Raw genomic sequence first — 17,026 nt, 5'->3', positions numbered from 1 at the left:
GTTACGGATGCTCTTGGATATGGTCCGATCGTGCGTATCCGCCGTTACGCTGCCTCCGCGGTGCTGACCTGCGTCGCGGCGATGGCGGCTTGTACGGCGGCGTCCGAGTTCCCCACGCTGGAAGCGGCCACCGAGCAGCTCACCGCCGACGCCGACCATCTGCTCGGCGCCTCCGGCCTCCGCCTGCCGGCCGCCGAACAGGTGCGGGACGACTCCTGCGTGCCGGGAGAGGTGCGAGCGTTCCTGCGGATCGAGGGCGAGCTCGTGGACGCGTCCGTAGGGCTGCTGGAGAAGCTCCAGGCCATGGGGTACGACAAGGTCGTCGACGATCTGGACCTGCGTGACGACGCGCAGGACGTGGTCGTGCTGCGGCATCCGGAGACGCGGCTGACCTTCGAGCTGACCGTGGTCGACGGCGACAAGCCCGGCGTCCGGATCGTCGGCAAGACCACCTGCTACGCGACCGCCCACTAGGGAGCGGTCGCATAGCCCATGGGGCCGCGCTCCCCCGTTGTCCGCACCTCGCCGCAAGTGCCCGCCGCCTTGGGCGGGGGTCTCCCCGGGGAAGAGGGCCGAACAGCGGGGAGAGCCGCGGCGCCCATGTCGGCCGGACCACTGATGGAAGAGGGCCGAACAGCGGGGGGAGCCGCGGCGCCCGTGTCGGCGGCTACGGGGTGGACAGCGCCTCCGTCGGGGAGAGGCGGGAGGCGCGGATGGCGGGATAGAGACCGGCCATGGCGCCGATGAGCAGCGTCGCCGCGAGGCCGCCGACGGTCGCCCAGGCCGGCACCACGGACGGCCAGCCGCTGTAGAGCGCGTACCCCATGGTGACGGCGGTGCCCAGGAGGATGCCTCCGCCTCCGCCCATCGCGGACAGGAGCAGCGACTCCGCCAGGAACTGGGTGCGGATCTGGCCGCGGGTCGCACCCAGCGAGCGGCGCAGGCCGATTTCCGCGCGGCGCTCCAGGACCGAGATCACCATGGTGTTGGCCACGCCGACGCCGCCCACGAGCAGCGCCACCGCCCCCACGCCCAGCAGGAGGTTGGCGAACGCCTGGCTGGTGGCCTGCTTGGCGGCCAGCGCGTCGGACGGGCGGGAGACGTCCACCTCGTTCGGCGCCTCCGGGTTGGCGGTGCCGGCCAGGACCTGGCGTACCGCCTCCAGCTTGGCCTCCTCCGAGCGCGTGTACAGGGTGGTCGGGTGGCCGTCGAAGCCGAGCCGTTCCTCGGCCACCGGCCAGCCGACCAGGACGCCGCTGTCCAGGTCCGTGGCCAGGGCGACCGGGTTCAGTACGCCGACGACGGTGAACCGCACCCCGCCGACGACGACCTGCGTGTCCGGGCCGGCCGAGCCGATGCCGAGCCGCTGGGCGGTGGACCAGCCGAGCACGGCGGCCGGGTATCGCTCGGTGGCCGCGTTGAGCCAGGTCCCGCTGCTCAGCGTCGCGCCGACGGTGGCGGGCAGGTCGAGGCTGGCGGCGTAGGTGTTGATGCCGCCGGTCTGCGCCTCGGGGATCTGCTCCGACCGGTAGGCCTTGGCCTCGGAGATCTTCCCGACCGACGCGGCCGCCTCGACGGGGCCGATGCGCTCGATCATCGCCTCGGCGTCCTTCGGCATCTGCGCCGCCTCGCCCGTGAGCGTGGTGCCCGACGAGACGGTGAGCAGGTTGGTGCCGAGGGCGGAGAGCGTGCGGTCGAGCTCGGCGCCCGAGGAGGACGAGAGCCCGACCACGGCGACCATGGCCGCGATGCCGATGGCGATGCCGAGCGCGGACAGGAACGCCCGCAGCGGCCGCGTGCGCAGGCCGACCGCGCCCACCCGCATCACGTCGCCGGGCCGCATCCTGGCCGGAGCCAGTTTGGGCCGCGGCACCTCGACGACGGCCATCACGCCACCCCGGATTCGGCCAGCGACTCGACGGGCACGGCGGAGTCCGCGATGATCTGGCCGTCCCGCATGCTCACCTGCCGCGGCAGGCCGGAGGCGATCTCCCGGTCGTGCGTGATGATCACGATGGTGGTGCCGGACGCGTTCAGCTCGTGCAGCAGCTCCATCACCCCCGTTCCCGAGACCGAGTCCAGGGCCCCGGTCGGCTCGTCGGCCAGCAGCAGCGGCGGCTCTCCCGCCACCGCCCTGGCGATGGCCACGCGTTGCCGCTCGCCGCCGGACAGCTCGTGCGGCTCGTGGTCCATCCGGTGCCCGAGCCCGACCCGTTCGAGGGCGGCCGCCGCGCGGCGGCGCCGCTCGGACCTGGCCAGGCCGGTGTAGATGAGGCCGTCGGCCACGTTGTCCAGCGCGGGGACCTTGGCGGCGAGGTGGAAGTGCTGGAAGACGAAGCCGATCGTGGTGGCGCGCAGCGCCGAGAGCTGGCCGTCGGACAGCTTCGACACGTTGTAGCCGTCGATGTGGATCGTCCCCGAGGTGGGCCGGTCGAGGGTGCCGACGACGTGGAGCATCGTCGACTTGCCCGATCCCGACGGGCCGACGATGGCGACGAGCTCGCCGTGGTCGATGCGCAGCGACACCGACCTCAGCGCCGCCACCCCGCCGGGGTACGTCCGGCTCACGTCCGTCAGCTGGATCATCGGATGCGTCATTTCGGCATCCCCACGGTCATGCCCTCGGTGAGCCCCTCACCCTTGACCTCGACCCGGCCCCCGGCGAACAGCCCCGTCTCGACTGCGACGTAGCGGGACCTGCCGCCTTCGACGACCTCCAGGCCGAACCCGCCCTCCTGCAGCGCCACGAGCGCCGCGACGGGCACGGTCAGCACGTTCTTCCGCTGGGAGGCCGTGAAGGTCACGTCCACCGAGGCCTTGTCGAGCCCCTTGGCGGCCTTGGAGCCGGCGATCGAGACCAGTGCCTCGATCCGCGTCTCGGGCTCGGCGTTCTGGCCCTCGCCCGGCACGATGACCGTGGCCACCTCGGTGACCTTGCCGTCCACTTTCTTGCCGTCGGGCAGCGTGACCTCGACCTTGGCCCCCTCCTTGGCCATCCGCTGGTCCTCGGCCTCCAGCTGGGCCGTGACGACCTTGGACGTGCCCGTGTACGTCAGGACCTTCTGCCCGGGCTGGGCCGGCTGGCCCTCCTCGGCCTCCAGGCTCTCCACGCGCACCTTGCCGGGCGCGAAGACGACGCGGCCCAGCTCGACCACACCGGTCTCGTCCAGCCCGCGATCGTCCTGCCACTCCATGACGGCCTCGTAGGTGTCGTACGTGTACTCGTCGTCCACCGTGAAACCGTCGTAGCCGAGCTCGCGGAGGTTCCGCTCCAGGTTCTCGACGTCCTTGCCCTCGGTGCCGATCTTGAGATCGCGGTAGGCGGGCGTGTCGCCGTACATGAGCACCACCGGCTTGTTGTCCAGCCGGTACAGCGACTTGCCTCGGGTTATCTGCTGCCCGCTCTCGGGCAGCCAGGTGATCGTGCCCGGCCTCCTGGTCACCGCGGAGGTGACCGGGCCGTAGCCCAGCTCTCCGTCGGCGTCCACGGTGTCGTTCAGGGTCTGCCTGCTCACGGTGGCCGTGGCGGGGGGCAGGGCACTGGCGGACCGGGTCGGGCCCGCGGCGCCCTCCAGCAGGCCGGCGCTGTTGATCGCCACGAATCCGCCGCCCGCGGCGACCAGCACGATCAGGAGGCCGGCGACCACCTTGCCCCGGCCGCGTCGGCGGCGCGGCCGGGAAGGCGTGGTGTCGGGCTCCGCCTTTCCGTCAAGGGTGGCCCCCTCTCTTACTGGGCCCATCAAGAACCTCCCAGCCCGGCCTCAGCGGACTCCTTCTGGCACTTCTCCTCGGCGGACTTGAAGTCGGGGTCGTTGGCGATCTCGCCGGTGATGCGCATCATGCCGCCGTCGGGGTCGGGGTAGCTCTCCACGCCGTTGTCCCGCATGCACTGCGAGAGCTTGCGCATGGCCTCGGCGCGCTGAGGGTCGACCCTGCCTCCCTGCCCGCCCTGCGGCGCCCACTGCTTGCAGGCCTCCTGGGCCTTCTCCACGGTCTCCCTGGGCGTGCCCCGGTCGAACTTCATCATGATGCCCTTGCCCGGCTCGGGGTCGTCCATCTGAATGCCGTTCTCGCGCATGCACTGGGCGAACTTGAGGTTGCGCTCGTGCGGGTCCTCGCTGGGCTTCGCGCTGGCCGCGGCCTGGTTGCCGGTGCCGTTGCCGGTCACCGACGCCACGTCGGCACCGCCGTCGCCGGCGCCGCACCCCGCCAGCAGCAGGGTCGCCGCGGCCAGTGCGGTGAGCACTCGTCCTCGCATGAATGATCTCCTCCGTCGAAGGAACGTGGTTTCGAGGGGAGATGCAATAGGTGCGGCTGTTTCCTCAGCGTTTCCGTCCGCGGCTTATTTTGACCAAATGCCGTCTAGGTCACACTCGGCTCTGTACGCGGATGAAAGGGCCTAGAGACGCCATGCGGGTGCTGGTGGTTGAGGACGAGCCCATGCTCGCCGACGCGATTGCCGAGTGGCTGCGTGAGGAGACCCACGCCGTCGACCTGGCGCACGACGGCGAGGCGGCGCTGGAGCGGATCGCGGTCAACGACTACGACGTGGTCGTGCTGGACCGCGACCTGCCGCGGGTGCACGGCGACGACGTGTGCAGGGAGCTGGTGGCCTCGGAGTCCGACGCACGGGTGCTGATGCTGACCGCCGCCGCCCAGCTCGACGACCGGGTGACGGGGCTGTCCATGGGGGCCGACGACTACCTTCCGAAGCCGTTCGCCTTCCCCGAGCTGGCCGCCAGGGTCCTGGCGCTGGGGCGGCGCTCGCGGCCGGCCGTGCCGCCGGTGCTGCGCCGGGCCGGGATCACGCTGGACCCGGCGCGCAGGGAGGTGTTCAGGAACGGCCGGTTCGTGCCGCTGTCGAAGAAGGAGTTCGCGGTCCTGGCGGAGCTGCTGCGCGCGAACGGCAGCGTGGTCTCGGCCGAGCAGCTGCTGGAGAAGGCGTGGGACGAGCACGCCGACCCGTTCACGGGGGCGGTCCGGCTCACCATTCTCAAGCTCCGCCGCAAGCTCGCCGACCCGCCGGTCGTGGAGACCGTGCCGGGGGTGGGGTACCGGATCGCATGAGACGGCCGCGCTTCCAGCCCACGTTGCGGCTGCGGCTCACCCTCGTCTACGGCGCCGTCTTCTTCCTCGCCGGGCTGACCCTGCTCGGCGTCACCTACTTGCTGTTCGACCAGCAGCTGACGCGGACGTTCGACAGCCGGTACGTGTCGGAGCCCGGCAAGGTCAAGAACCTGTTCTTCATGAAGGACGGCGTTCTTCTGCAGGGCCAGGCCGCGGTCGAGTGGCTGCGGCAGCAGGAGCTGGAGCTGCGCAACGCGGCCGTCACCTCCCTGCTCGCCCAGGGCGCGATCGCGCTGGTCGTGGTCGGCGGCGCGGCCGTCGGGCTCGGCTGGGTGGTGGCGGGGCGGGTGCTGGCGCCGCTGAACCGGGTCACCGACACGGCACGCAAGATCGCCGCCGCGCCCATGGCCGAGCGCGGCCTGCACGAGCGGATCGCGCTGGAGGGGCCGGAGGACGAGGTCAAGACCCTCGCCGACACGTTCGACACCATGGTGGAGCGGCTGGACCACTCCTTCGACGGGCAGCGCAGGTTCGTGGCGAACGCCTCGCACGAGCTGCGCACGCCCTTGACGCTGAACCGGGCGCTGGTCGAGCTCGCCATGCACCGTCGTACGGCCTCGCCCGACGTCAAGGAGCTCGGCGAGAGCCTGCTGGAGATCAACGCCCGGCACGAGCGGCTCATCTCCGGGCTGTTGCTGCTGGCCAGGTCGGAGCAGGAGATCGCGGACCGGTCGCCGGTGGACCTGGCCGACGTGGTGACGCACGTGGTCGAGCAGACCGCGGGGGACGCCCACGAGGCGAAGGTCACCGTGTACGAGGTGACCGCGCAGGCGCCGACCACCGGGGACGCGTTGCTGCTCGAACGGCTGGTGCACAACCTGGTCGAGAACGGCATCCGGTACAACGTGGACGACGGGACCGGGTGGGTGCGGGTGGTGAGCCGTACCGTGGGGGACAGGAAAGTGGAGGTGGAGGTCAGCAACACCGGACCGAGCGTGCCCCCGTACGACATCCCGCTGCTGTTCAAGCCCTTCCACCGGCACGGCGCCGAGCGGGTGGTCACGGCGCGCAGCGCGGGGCTGGGGCTGTCGATCGTGCGATCGGTGGCGCTCGCGCACGGCGGGGACGTCAGGGCGCGCCCGCGGGAGGGTGGCGGCCTCGTGGTGACCGCCTCACTCCCCCGGGCCCGCTACGACGCGTAACTGTCAGCTGACGCAGTCCTGCGTGTCGAGGCCGAGGGCCAGTTCCTCGAGCTTGCCCTTGTCGGCGAAGAAGGCGTAGTAGGCCTTGGGGTTGCCGGGGACGGAGACGTACGGAATGCCGCCCGGCGAGGTCTTGAGCCCGGGGTAGGCCTTCTTGACCTGCTTCATCGTCGAGCCGATGCCGATGCCCCGAGGCGTCCTGACGCCCTTCGGCGCGAAGATCACGGCTACGCCGACTCTCTTGGAGATGTACAGGCCCACGCGGTCCTTCCCGGTGGGGTGCGCCTTGAGATCCCAGCCCGAGCACGAGCCCTGTCCGGCGGCCATCTTGAGCACGATCTTCCCGGTGGCCTTGGCCTTCTTGGTGCTCATGCCGAGCTTGACCTGGCCGTAGCCGTACGGCCCCAATGCGGGCTTGGCGCTCTGGGCGAGCGCGGGCGTGCCGGTGACCAGCAGCGCCCCGCCGGCCAGCACCGCGCCGATCATCTTCCTCATGATGTCTCCCCATGCCGTCGTGAACCGTACTCCACGTTGGACGGAGGTCCGCCGGGAGAAGTTCGCCACCCGGCCGCGCAGTCCACCGGGGTGGCCGTCTCCGCCCGGCCTACGCGCGGTCGCGGACGTAGTAGTAGCCGAGGGTGTCGTCGTACCGGCCGGTGGGGCGGCAGCAGTGGCGGAAAGCGGCGTCCGGAGCCGCACGGGCATGGGTCGTTGCCGCCGAGCTTCTCGATCAGCTCCTTGTCGCGGCCGACGCGGCGGTCGCCGCGCTTGACGTGGGTCTCGCCAAGGGAAACCCCCGGCGGCGTTTGCTGGTCGGCTCAAAAGGACGTCTCTTCGCGGTCCATGGCGGGCCTCCTCGGGTCCATGGTCGGCGTCGCTCACGATAGGCCGCCGGTCCGGCACCGCGCGATCGTTTTTCCGCCGCGGCGTAGAGGGAGTCCACGGCGGCGGCTACGGAGATTTTTTCTCGGCCCCCAGACTTCACCACAAATCCGAATATGAGTCGCTATCGTACGTAAAGATCCACCGCACCCCGTCTCAGGAGTCACTTCTCTCATGGCGCATGCCGAACCGCTGCGGGAGGACGATCCGACGGCGGTAGGGATATATCGTCTGCTCGGCCGGCTCGGCGCGGGCGGGCAGGGGACCGTCTACCTCGGGCAGGCGCCCGACGGCAGACCCGTCGCGGTCAAGGTGCTGCGGGAGGGCGCCGGGTTCGACGACCGGCTCGCCAAGGAGATCGAGGCGGCGCGGCGGGTGGAGCCGTTCTGCATCGCGCAGGTGCTGGACGTGTCGCTGGGGCGGCAGCCGTACATCGTGACCGAGTACGTCGACGGGCCGTCCCTGCAGCAGGCCGGCCGGCACAGCGGGGCCGACCTGCAACGGCTGGCCGTCGCCACCGCCACCGCGCTGGCCGCCATCCACCAGGCGGGCGTCGTGCACCGGGACTTCAAGCCCGCCAACGTGCTCCTCGGGCCGGGCGGGCCGAGAGTAATCGACTTCGGCATCGCGCGGGCCGCGGACGCCGCCGCCACCGTCGCGAGCGGCATCGTCGGGACGCCCGCGTACATGGCGCCCGAGCAGCTGGCGGGGCAGGCGGTGGGGCCGGCGGCGGACGTGTTCGCGTGGGCGTCGGTCATGGTGTACGCGGCCACGGGCACCCCGCCGTTCGGGCAGGACACGCTGCCGGCCATCATCAACCGGATTCTGCACAACGAGCCGCAACTGGGCGAGGTGCCGCATCCGTTGCGGTCCGTCCTGTACGACTGCCTGGCCAAGGATCCGCGGGCGCGGCCGGCCATGAGGGATGTGCTGTTGCGGCTGCTGGGAGGACAGGACTCCGCGGTCCGGGGTCCTGCTGGCGGCGATCGAGTGCCCGGCTCTCCCGGCCCGATGGCGGTGCCCGGCTCCTTCGGCCCGATGCCGGTGCCCGGATCCCCCGGACCGATGGCGGTGCCGGGGTCGTCCGGGTCGATGCCCGGGGCGGGGCCCATGCCTGGAATGGGGCCCGGAGGACGGCCTGTGCCGGTGTCCGGGGCGGGGCCGATGGCGGCAGCGGCCGGGCAGTGGCCAGGGCCAGGAGCAGGGGCGATGCCGGGACCTGGGAGCGGCCATGGACCAGGGATCGGGCCTGGGGCCGGGATCGGGCCTGGAGCTGGGATCGGGGCTGGGGTTGCCGATGGTGGGCGTAGGCGGGTTGGTGTGCCGGTGGCCGTCGGGGTGTCGGGGGTCGTGGTGGCGGCGCTCGTCGGCGGCGTCCTCTGGCTCGCCCCGTGGTCGGCCGGACGCGCGGGGTCCGCACAGCTGGCCCTGGGCTCCCCCACGCCCTCCGCCGAGGTCACGGAGCCGTCGGCGGCGACCACGTCACCGCGCCGCAAGTCCACGCGCGGCCCCACCGGCAAGCCCACGACGCGCAAGACCCCTCGTACGAAGACCCCCAGGGCCACGCCCTCCCCCACCCCTTCCCCGAAGGTCACGACGGCGCGCCCGACACCCTCTCCCATCCGGACCACCAAGAAGCCGGCGACAGGCGCCAGGGTCAGCATCCTCGAGATCGAGATGTTCGGCGGCCCCGGCCAGTCCAGCGCGCAGGGCTGCTACATGCCGCCGGTGCACTTCCAGACCAATGTGGAATCGTCCCGATCCGAGGTGTGGATCTCTTATGTCTGGGAGGTGGACGGCAAGGCCGTCTCCCGTAACAGGTCATGGGTGTCGGAGGGCCAGTACACGGCGTTCGCGACCTCCTATCACTACGACCTGAAGGCGGGAAGCCACCGGATCACCCTGCGGGTCACGTCCCCGTCCGTGACGAGCAAGTCCATCTCGATCGACGTGTGTGACATAGAGAACTACTGATGCCGGACTCCATCGGCCCGTACCGGGTCATCAGGCCGCTCGGCGAGGGCGGGCAGGGGATGGTCTACCTGGCGTCCGCCCCCGACGGCACGCGGGTCGCGGTCAAGGTGCTGCGCGAGGGCGTACGGGGGGACGGCCGCTTCGCCAAGGAGATCGCCGCCGCGCGGAGGGTGGAGCCGTTCTGCATCGCGCAGGTGCTGGACGCGTCGCTGGGCGGGCGGCCGTACATCGTGACCGAGTACGTCGAGGGCCCGTCCCTGCGGGAGGCGGGCCGGCACACCGGGGCGGACCTGCAGCGGCTGGCCGTGGCCACCGCCACCGCGCTCGTCGCCATCCACCGGGCCGGCGTCGTCCACCGGGACTTCAAGCCCGCGAACGTCCTGCTCGGCCGGGACGGGCCACGGGTGATCGACTTCGGCATCGCGCGGGCCGTGGACGACGGGGTGACGCGGAGCAGCAGCGTCGTGGGGACGCCCGCGTACATGGCGCCCGAGCAGTTCGCGGGCGCCGCCGTGGGCCCGGCGGCGGACGTGTTCGCCTGGGGATCGGTCATGGTGTACGCGGCCACCGGCGCCCCGCCGTTCGGCAACGACTCCCTGCCGGCGGTGCTCCGGCGGATCCAGTACGAGGAGCCGCTGCTCGACGGCGTGCCGGAGCCGCTGCGGTCGATCGTGTACGCCTGCCTGGCCAAGGACCCGCACGCCCGCCCGGCCATGCAGGACGTGCTCTTCCGCCTCATCGGCGGCCCGGCCATGGACCAGGCTCCGGCGCAGGCGGCCTTCGTGGGCGGCGGGCGGACCGGGCCGGCGCAGGCGGCCTTCGTGAGTGGCGGGCGGACCGGGCCGGCGCATGGCGGCTCCGGCCGGAGGCGCGCTCCTGCGTTGCTGGCCGCCGGTGCGGCGCTGGTCCTGACGGGTGCGGTGGTCGCGGCGTGGGTCTGGCTACCGGCGTTCCGCGGCAAGACCAGCGCCGCCGCCATCGCCTCGGACACGACCTCCCCCACTGCCGCCGCGAGCACGAGCCGTACCGGCAGCGAGAAGTCCGCCAGGGCCCTGCGTCCGCGTCCCAGCAAAACCACCAAGCCGAGCACGACCCCGAAGCGCAGCACCGCCCCGGAGCCCGGCACCACCGAGCCCACCTCCCGCCCGACGACGGCGAGGCCCGCGCCCACCACCTCCGAGCCCACCGCCACCAGCGGCGGCGCGAGCACCGTGAAGTCGGTGGTCTTCACCTACGAGGGCTTCAAGCTGAGTGACTGCTGGCGCAACGACACGAACATCTGGGCCAAGGTCTCGGCCACGGGGACCTACAGCTACCGGTGGCTCGTGAACGGCCAGAACCAGGGCAGGCAGCAGGGCACGCCGTCGTCGAAGCCCCTGCTCCCCTCCATCACGTGGAAGGGAGCCGGCACGTACAGCGTGGTCTTCGAGGTGGTCACTCCGAGGAGCCTCCGGAAGAGCACCACAGTGAAGATCTGCAGCAACAGCGAGAGCTGGGGCGAAGAGTGGGGAGACTAGTCCGAGGATCTTGCCGATGATCCAATGCGCGTGATGGGAGGCGGCCGGCCAGCCGGGTGTCGATCATGGCTCGCCGCCGGCGGAGGAGGTGCGGAGCGCGCGGTACAGGAGGCGGGCGTCGCCCAGGTGGTGGCGGAGAAGCTTCTCCAGGCCGCCGATCGGGACGAGGTTCTGAGGCGCGCGCGGGTCTTTGTAGTCGACCCCGGCCAGCGGCGGCAGGGCCAGCGTCACCGCGTCGGCCAGGCGGACCACCTGGGCGGGCTCCAGCTCGGCACTGGCCTCACAGCGCGCCACGCCCGCCCACGGGGCCGACGACTGGACGGGGAGCCGGAGGTACCAGGCGTGCCGCCGCCAGCTCGTGCCCATGAGGAACACGGGCGTGCGCTGCCCGGGCGTGAGCGCGGCGACCACCGCGGACTGCGGCGGCGGGAGGTACGCGGTGTGGTGGGTCTTGATGTAGCCGACCGTCCGCGGCAGGTGGGAGCGCCCCCGCAGCGGCCCGTCCACCAACAGCAGGTCGTCGCTCCTGGTGCGGTGCCGCACCGCCAGGTCGACCTCCAGCTGCGTGACCTGCCGCTGCAGCGCCAGGGACAGCTCCTCGAAGCTGGTGTCGGCGGCCTTGCTCGGGTGGTAGGTGGCGTGCGAGGTCTTGACCTCGGGCGCGTGCGGGGAGGCGGAGATCAGTGTGCGGTTGACCTCGATCTCGGCCAGGTCGGCGCCCTCCGGGCCGCAGCGCACGATGCCGGCCGCGTACGAGGCGGCGATCCCGGGGACGGGCATGGGCGCGTCGGGGTCGTGCACCCACACGCGGGCGTCGATCCTGCGGACGCCGTCGGCGACCAGCAGCGTGCCCGGCGCGGAGGTGTCGGGCGCCGGTGTGACGGGTTTCCAGTCGGCGGCGGGACGCTCGATGTCGAGCACCAGCTCGGCACTGGTCGCGCCCAGCTCGGACAGCGCCTCGACGGAGAGGGCGGCGGCGTAACCGGGGTCCCACGGGTCGACGGTGAACCCCGTCATCCGATCCCCGCCTTCCTCACATGGGAGCCCTTGGCGTCGCGCCTGACCTCGAAGCGTACCGGGACCCGCTCGGCCAGCGCGGGAACGTGGGTGACGACGCCGATCATGCGCTCCTGGCCGGCGGCGAGGCGTTCGAGCGTGGTGGCGACGGTGTCGAGCGTGGCGGGGTCGAGGGTGCCGAACCCCTCGTCGAGGAAGATCGAGTCGAGGCCTCTGGCGACGGCGCCGGACAGGGCCAGGGCGAGGGCGAGCGCGGCCTGGAAGGTCTCGCCGCCGGACAGCGTGCGGGCGCTGCGCCGCATCCCCGCCTCGCCGTAGTCGATGACCTCGATGTCGCCGGTCTTGTCGCTGAGCGCCAGCTCGTACTGGCCGTCGGACAGCTCGCGCAGCGTGTCGGAGGCCGAGGCGACCAGCACGGCGAGGGCCTCGGCGCACAGCCAGCGCTCGAAGGCGTTGGCGCGCAGGCGGAGCGCCAGCTCGTGGGCGACCTTGGCCTCGTGCTCCTTCATCGCGATCTGGCTCTCCAGGTCGGCGGCGCGTTTGCGCTCCTCCTTGAGGCGGTCGAGCGCGCCCTCCGCGCGCGCGACGCTCCCGGCGACGGCGGCGCCGACCTGGTCGGGCGAGGCGTCGCGCGGGACGACGACGCCGTGCTCGGCCAGGCGCTCGGCCAGCCGGTGGCGGTCGGCGGCGAGCCGGTCGCGGGCCTGGCCGAGCTGCTCCTCGCGCTCGGCCAGCGCGGCGCGGGCGGCCTGCGCGGCCCGGTCGCGCCAGCCGAGCAGCTCGGTCCAGGCCCGGTGGAGGTCCTCACGGGTGAGGGGCGGTGGCGGGTCGTCCTGGGCGCCGGAGACGAGCAGCCGGTCACGGGCGGCCTCGAGCGTGCGCCAGGCGGAGTCGGCCTGGCGCTCGACCTGCTCGGCGTCGGCCCGCGCCTCTTCCAGCCGGCGGCGGGCGGCGCGTACTGCTGTGCGTGCCTGGGCGGCCAGCTGGTCGGCCTTGGCGATGGCGGCGAGCTGGGCCTCCAGCACGGCCCGGTCGCCGGGCGCGGGCAGCGCGGCCAGCTCGGACTCCAGCCGGGCCGCCTGCGTGGCCGACATCGACGCCGAGGTCTCGGCCTTGGCGTGGGCGGCTCTGGCGCGCTGGGCTCGCTCGCGGGCGCCGGCGAGGACGCGGTCGGCGGTGCGCATGTCGGCGGGCGGCTCGTGGCGGGGCAGCCGGGAGATCGGGTGGTGGCAGACGGGGCAGGGCTCGCCCACGGTGAGCCGGCCCACCAGGTGGGCGGCGGCGTGGGCGTCACGCAGGCGTTCGCGCTGCTGCTCTGCAGCGGCGAGCACCTGGTCGGCCGTCGCCAGCTCCCCGGCCAGGCCCTCCAGCTCCGCGGCGGCCGAGGCGGCGGCCGCGCGGGCGCGGGCGGCCTCGGCCCGCAGCCGTTCGCGGTGGTCGAGCGCGGCCAGGGCGGCCTGTGGGGCGCCGCGGTCGCCGAGCGCGGTCAGTGATTCGAACGCCTCGTGCTCGTCGGCCTCGAGCGCGGCGACCTCGGCGGTCAGCGTCTCGACCGCCTCCGCGGCGGCGCGGCGGGCCGAGGCCAGGGTCGGGACCGCGGCGGGCATGCGGAGCTGGGCCAGCACCGACTGGCGCTCGGCGACCAGCGCCCGCTCCTGCTCGGCGCGGCGGATGTCGGCCTCGCGGGCCCGCAGCAGGTCGAGGTCGACGCCCATGGTCTCGGCCAGCCGGCGCAGCGCCGCCAGCCGTTCGGCCAGCTCCCGCTCGGCCTCCTCCGTCGCGCCGGAGAGCTTGGCGAGCTGGTCGCGGGCGAAGGAGGCGGACTGCTTGGCGGTCTCCTCCTCGCGGGCGGCGCGCTGCCTGATCAGCTCGTACACGTCGGCGTCGAGCAGCTGCACCAGCAGGTCCTGCCGCTCGCGGGGCGCGGCGTGCAGGAACTCGGCGAAGCGGCCCTGCGGCAGCACCACGCACTGGGTGAAGAACCGGTATTCCAGCCCGGTCACCTGCTGGGCCTCGGGGGTGACGTTCTCGCCCTCGGCGAGCGGCTTGACCACCGCGTCGAACGCCCCGGCGAGCGGCGCCGCCGGGTCCAGCTCGTCGAGCCTGGCCTCTTTGGTACGCACCGCGCCCTTGGCGTCGCGCACCATCGCGCGGGCCACGCCGTAGCGCCGCCCGTCGCTCTCGAAGACCATCGCCACCTTGCCGGCGCTGACGGAGGGCGCCAGGGCGTGGGCGACGGCGCCCTCCCGGCCCCAGCGCGGCACCGTGCCGTACAGCGCGAAGCAGATCGCGTCGATGATCGTGCTCTTGCCCGCGCCGGTGGGGCCCACGAGCGCGAAGTATTCGGTGTCGGAGAAGTCGACGGTCACCGGCTCGCGGAAGCTGCCGAAGTGGTCGAGGTGCAGCAGCAGGGGACGCATCAGCCGGTCACCTCGTCGTAGAGCCGGTCGAACAGGGTGGCCACCTGATCGTCGTGGCGTCCGGTGGCGGCGAGGTAGTCGCGGAACAGCTCGCGCGGGCTGCGGTCGGCCGAGCTCGCCCGCCGCGTGGCGGGCACGGGCCGGAACTTCTCGTCCAGCATGACGTCGACGGCGCCGGACAGCAGCTCCCGCACGTCGTCGGCGAGGCCGACGCGGGGTTTCTCCTCGACGATCACCTTGAGCCAGTCGTCGCCCGGTTCGATGGCCTCCAGCTGCTCCAGCGTGCCGCGCACGGTGCGCAGCCGGCGGGCCGAGGTGAACGTCAGCTCCCGCACCACGGCGGGCCGCCCCGGTGAGACCTCGACCAGCAGCGCGCCCGGGGTGTTGCCCTCCTCGCCGAAGTCGACGGCGAGGGGCGAGCCGCTGTACCAGATCGGGCAGGGGCCGGGGATTTGCTGGCGGCGGTGCAGGTGGCCGAGGGCGGCGTATTGGGTGGCGGGCGGGAAGGCGGTCGGCTCGAAGTAGTAGGAGAAGATCGACTGTGCCTCGCGCTCGCCGCCGCCGAAGGCCCCGCCGGGCAGGGTGCCGTGGGTGGTGACGAGGTTGACGGTGTCGCCCTGGAAACCGGCCGTGAGCGCGCCGATGAGCTCGCCGATGCGGGAGGCGTAGTCGCGGTTGTGGTCGGCGGCCGTGCCGGTGAGGACCTCGGCGGCGCGTACGACGTACCGGTGTGACAGGAACGGCAGCACGGCCAGCCGCACCGGCTCCCCCGACCGCGCGGTGAAGGCGAGCGTGCCGCCCGCGTCGGGCCGCCGGAAGGAGCCGATCACGTGCAGGCCGAGCTTGCCCAGCACCGGCCGGTAGACCTCCAGCAGCTGCGGGTTGTCGTGGTTGCCGGCCAGCACGATCACGTCCCTGCCGTCGCCGCGCAGCGCCATGAGCGCGTTGAGCACCAGCGACTGGGCCTCGGGCGTGGGCGCGGAGGTGTCGAAGAGGTCGCCGGCCACGATGACGGCGTCGACGTCGTGGGTCCGGGCGGCCGCGACCAGCTCGCGCAGCACGTCGCGGTGCTCGTCGATCCGGGGGCGGCCCTTGAGCACCTTGCCCACGTGCCAGTCCGCGGTGTGGAGGATCTTCACGAAATCACCTGTGGTCAGAAGGGCGGGATGTCGTCTTCGATGCCGGGCAGGCCTTTGAACGGGTCTAGGGAAACGACTGTCGCGGGCGCCGCCGCCTCGGCGGGCCGGGTGGCCCAGGCGGGGAACGGGAAGGCCACGGCCAGGGGGACCGGGATCTCCGGCTGCGCGACGAACATGGTGCCGGGCTTGGCGATCGTGGCGCGTTCCCTGACGGCCGGGGGCAGCCAGCCGTACTCGGATCTGGCGGCCTCGGCCGGGTCGAGGCGTCCTGCGACGCGGACGGCGCTGTTGGAGACGATGCGCCGCTCCACCTCCGAGGCGGTCTGCTGGGCGCCGATGAGGATGACCCCGAGCGAGCGGCCGCGCTCGGCCACGTCCAGCAGGATCTCCTTGATCGGGGAGTCGCCCTCGCGCGGCGCGTACTTGTTGAGCTCGTCGAGCACCACGAACAGCAGCGGCCGGGCCGTGCCCGAGGACTCCTTGCGGTGGAACTCGCCGCGCAGCACCACGCCCACCACGAACCGCTGCGCCCGCTCGGGCAGGTTGTGCAGGTCGACGATCGAGACCTGCGCGTCGGAGGTGCTGACGGAGTGGGCGCGGTAGAACGGCATGTCGCCGCGGACGATCGGGGCGAGCGGCTTGACCGCGCTGCGCAGGCGGCGCAGGAACGCGTTGACGGTGCCCAGAGGGGTCTGCGCCCCTGTCCACTCCGTGCGGGTGGCCTCGTCCTGCAGCTGGTCGGACAGCAGCTCGACCAGGTCGGAGAACGTGCGGCAGGCCGTGCCCTTGATCATGACCGCGCCGCCGTCGCCCACCGGCTCGGCCCACGACTTCAGCCGGGCGGCGACCTGCCCTACGAGCAGCGAGTATCCGGCCCGCTCGTCGTCGGAGTCGGCGAAGACGAACCGCAGCAGCTCCTCCTCGCAGAACTCGACCAGCGTCCAGTAGAACGCGCTCACCCCCTGGGTGCGGGCGGCGACGTGGGGCACGCCGTTGGGGTCGCCGGGCCGGGGCGGGGCGAAGACGTGGACGCTGTCGAACGGCCGGGCAGGCAGCCCGAGCCGGGCGTAGACGCTCCTCGCGCTCTCGTCCAGGCGCAGGTTGTCGTGGTCGAGGAAGAGCAGGTCCTCACCCTTGACCGAGAAGATCAGCGCCTTGGTGTTGGCCGACTCGGCGTCCAGCACGCCCGAGTTGAAGATCGAGTAGAGCAGGAACGTGGCGAACGAGGTCTTGGTCGCCACGCCGGACACGCCGGAGATCGACACGTGGGCGCCGCGGGTGCCGTCGAGGAAGTCGAAGTTGACGTAGAGCGGCTGGCCGTCGCGGCCCATGCCCAGGGGGATGCGCCGGTCCATGACGTCGAAGTAGAGCGCCTGGTCGCGGTCGCCCGCGCCGGCCAGATAGACCTTGGCGCCGGGCAGCGGCGGCACGAACACCTCCGGCTCGATCCTGGTCACCCGCACCTCGGCCACCTCGATCACGGCCGCGGGCAGCGCGCCGTCGGCGATCAGGAACACGTCGGAGTCGTACGCGGCGCCCTCGTGCCTGGCCTCCACGGCCGTCACCACGCCCGCGACCAGCACCGGGCCGTGCCCCGGCACCTCCCGCCTGGTCACCACCACGTCGTCGAGCTGCAGGACCTTGCCCTGCTCCAGGCCGACCCAGAACGACAGCGGCGAGGCCGCCTGCGTGCCGAGGACCCGCCCCACGGCCTCACCCGACGCAGGTGTCGCGGCCGTCGCCTCGCGGCTCGCCGTCCCGTTGACCGTCACTGATCCCTCCGCCCCCATGAATGCCTTCTATGGAGA

At 72.6% G+C, this 17,026-nt stretch carries 15 protein-coding genes; 5 read left to right on the top strand and 10 right to left on the bottom strand.

Annotated features, from left to right (window positions below):
• Positions 1–30 precede the first annotated feature (30 nt).
• Positions 31–474, top strand: a complete 444-nt coding sequence (locus ID574_RS27185; protein WP_188191786.1) for a hypothetical protein — start codon at positions 31–33, stop codon at positions 472–474.
• 193 nt (positions 475–667) lie between these two features.
• Here the strand turns inward: ID574_RS27185 and ID574_RS27180 are convergent, their stop codons facing one another.
• The 4 genes from ID574_RS27180 to ID574_RS27165 are packed head-to-tail and all read right to left on the bottom strand — an operon-like array spanning position 668 to position 4,258.
• Positions 668–1,888, bottom strand: coding sequence for an ABC transporter permease (locus ID574_RS27180; protein WP_188191785.1), 1,221 nt, complete (start codon positions 1,886–1,888; stop codon positions 668–670).
• Positions 1,888–2,598, bottom strand: coding sequence for an ABC transporter ATP-binding protein (locus ID574_RS27175; protein ID WP_270094305.1), 711 nt, complete (start codon positions 2,596–2,598; stop codon positions 1,888–1,890). The genes ID574_RS27180 and ID574_RS27175 overlap by 1 nt, the downstream gene beginning before the upstream one ends.
• Entirely contained in the window at positions 2,595–3,740 is a 1,146-nt protein-coding gene (locus ID574_RS27170; RefSeq protein ID WP_188191784.1) for an efflux RND transporter periplasmic adaptor subunit, read from the bottom strand. The genes ID574_RS27175 and ID574_RS27170 overlap by 4 nt, the downstream gene beginning before the upstream one ends.
• Complete coding sequence (locus tag ID574_RS27165) at positions 3,740–4,258, bottom strand: hypothetical protein (RefSeq protein WP_188191783.1); 519 nt, start codon at positions 4,256–4,258, stop codon at positions 3,740–3,742. The genes ID574_RS27170 and ID574_RS27165 overlap by 1 nt, the downstream gene beginning before the upstream one ends.
• Positions 4,259–4,410: 152 nt before the next feature.
• Between ID574_RS27165 and ID574_RS27160 the strand changes: the two genes are divergently transcribed.
• On the top strand, positions 4,411–5,067 hold the full coding sequence (locus tag ID574_RS27160; protein ID WP_188191946.1) for a response regulator transcription factor: 657 nt from the start codon (positions 4,411–4,413) through the stop codon (positions 5,065–5,067).
• Positions 5,064–6,269, top strand: coding sequence for a sensor histidine kinase (locus ID574_RS27155; protein WP_188191782.1), 1,206 nt, complete (start codon positions 5,064–5,066; stop codon positions 6,267–6,269). Before ID574_RS27160 ends, ID574_RS27155 begins: the two co-directional genes overlap by 4 nt.
• A gap of 3 nt (positions 6,270–6,272) precedes the next feature.
• On the opposite strand, the gene ID574_RS27150 is transcribed toward ID574_RS27155, so the two are convergent.
• On the bottom strand, positions 6,273–6,764 hold the full coding sequence (locus tag ID574_RS27150; protein WP_223167097.1) for a hypothetical protein: 492 nt from the start codon (positions 6,762–6,764) through the stop codon (positions 6,273–6,275).
• Positions 6,761–7,000: an SEC-C metal-binding domain-containing protein gene (locus ID574_RS62890; RefSeq protein WP_223167132.1), complete on the bottom strand. Its 240-nt coding sequence runs from the start codon at positions 6,998–7,000 to the stop codon at positions 6,761–6,763. The genes ID574_RS27150 and ID574_RS62890 overlap by 4 nt, the downstream gene beginning before the upstream one ends.
• A 325-nt stretch (positions 7,001–7,325) precedes the next feature.
• Here ID574_RS62890 and ID574_RS60145 point away from each other — a divergent pair, with 325 nt between their 5' ends.
• The gene (locus ID574_RS60145) at positions 7,326–9,125 is read left to right on the top strand and encodes a serine/threonine protein kinase (protein WP_223167096.1); all 1,800 of its coding nucleotides are present in this window, start codon (positions 7,326–7,328) and stop codon (positions 9,123–9,125) included.
• Positions 9,125–10,642 (top strand): serine/threonine protein kinase, encoded by a 1,518-nt coding sequence (locus tag ID574_RS61730; RefSeq protein ID WP_188191781.1) that lies wholly within the window; start codon positions 9,125–9,127, stop codon positions 10,640–10,642. The genes ID574_RS60145 and ID574_RS61730 overlap by 1 nt, the downstream gene beginning before the upstream one ends.
• A 63-nt stretch (positions 10,643–10,705) precedes the next feature.
• On the opposite strand, the gene ID574_RS27130 is transcribed toward ID574_RS61730, so the two are convergent.
• Genes ID574_RS27130 through ID574_RS27115 form a run of 4 tightly spaced genes read right to left on the bottom strand, consistent with a single transcriptional unit; the run spans position 10,706 to position 16,990 of the window.
• Positions 10,706–11,659, bottom strand: coding sequence for a hypothetical protein (locus ID574_RS27130; protein ID WP_188191780.1), 954 nt, complete (start codon positions 11,657–11,659; stop codon positions 10,706–10,708).
• Positions 11,656–14,079 carry an AAA family ATPase gene (locus tag ID574_RS27125; RefSeq protein ID WP_188191779.1) on the bottom strand — a complete coding sequence of 808 codons (2,424 nt, stop codon included), beginning with the start codon at positions 14,077–14,079 and terminating at the stop codon, positions 11,656–11,658. Before ID574_RS27125 ends, ID574_RS27130 begins: the two co-directional genes overlap by 4 nt.
• Positions 14,079–15,218 (bottom strand): exonuclease SbcCD subunit D, encoded by a 1,140-nt coding sequence (locus tag ID574_RS27120; RefSeq protein WP_188191778.1) that lies wholly within the window; start codon positions 15,216–15,218, stop codon positions 14,079–14,081. Before ID574_RS27120 ends, ID574_RS27125 begins: the two co-directional genes overlap by 1 nt.
• 14 nt (positions 15,219–15,232) lie before the next feature.
• A complete protein-coding gene (locus ID574_RS27115; RefSeq protein WP_188191777.1) occupies positions 15,233–16,990 on the bottom strand; it encodes an ATP-binding protein in 1,758 nt (585 codons plus the stop codon).
• Between the last annotated feature and the right edge of the window lie 36 nt (positions 16,991–17,026).

Source organism: Nonomuraea sp. SYSU D8015 (assembly GCF_008065375.1).
GTDB lineage: Bacteria > Actinomycetota > Actinomycetes > Streptosporangiales > Streptosporangiaceae > Nonomuraea.
Note: the sequence above shows the minus strand (reverse complement) of the source record. Positions and strands in the feature narration are given on the sequence as shown.

Coding starts and splice junctions, on each gene's coding strand:
- ID574_RS27180 (WP_188191785.1), bottom strand. CDS start 1,888: ATGGCCGTCGTCGAGGTGCCGCGGCCCAAACTGGCTCCGGCCAGGATG.
- ID574_RS27175 (WP_270094305.1), bottom strand. CDS start 2,598: ATGACGCATCCGATGATCCAGCTGACGGACGTGAGCCGGACGTACCCC.
- ID574_RS27170 (WP_188191784.1), bottom strand. CDS start 3,740: ATGGGCCCAGTAAGAGAGGGGGCCACCCTTGACGGAAAGGCGGAGCCC.
- ID574_RS27165 (WP_188191783.1), bottom strand. CDS start 4,258: ATGCGAGGACGAGTGCTCACCGCACTGGCCGCGGCGACCCTGCTGCTG.
- ID574_RS27160 (WP_188191946.1), top strand. CDS start 4,411: ATGCGGGTGCTGGTGGTTGAGGACGAGCCCATGCTCGCCGACGCGATT.
- ID574_RS27155 (WP_188191782.1), top strand. CDS start 5,064: ATGAGACGGCCGCGCTTCCAGCCCACGTTGCGGCTGCGGCTCACCCTC.
- ID574_RS27150 (WP_223167097.1), bottom strand. CDS start 6,764: ATGAGGAAGATGATCGGCGCGGTGCTGGCCGGCGGGGCGCTGCTGGTC.
- ID574_RS60145 (WP_223167096.1), top strand. CDS start 7,326: ATGGCGCATGCCGAACCGCTGCGGGAGGACGATCCGACGGCGGTAGGG.
- ID574_RS61730 (WP_188191781.1), top strand. CDS start 9,125: ATGCCGGACTCCATCGGCCCGTACCGGGTCATCAGGCCGCTCGGCGAG.
- ID574_RS27130 (WP_188191780.1), bottom strand. CDS start 11,659: ATGACGGGGTTCACCGTCGACCCGTGGGACCCCGGTTACGCCGCCGCC.
- ID574_RS27125 (WP_188191779.1), bottom strand. CDS start 14,079: ATGCGTCCCCTGCTGCTGCACCTCGACCACTTCGGCAGCTTCCGCGAG.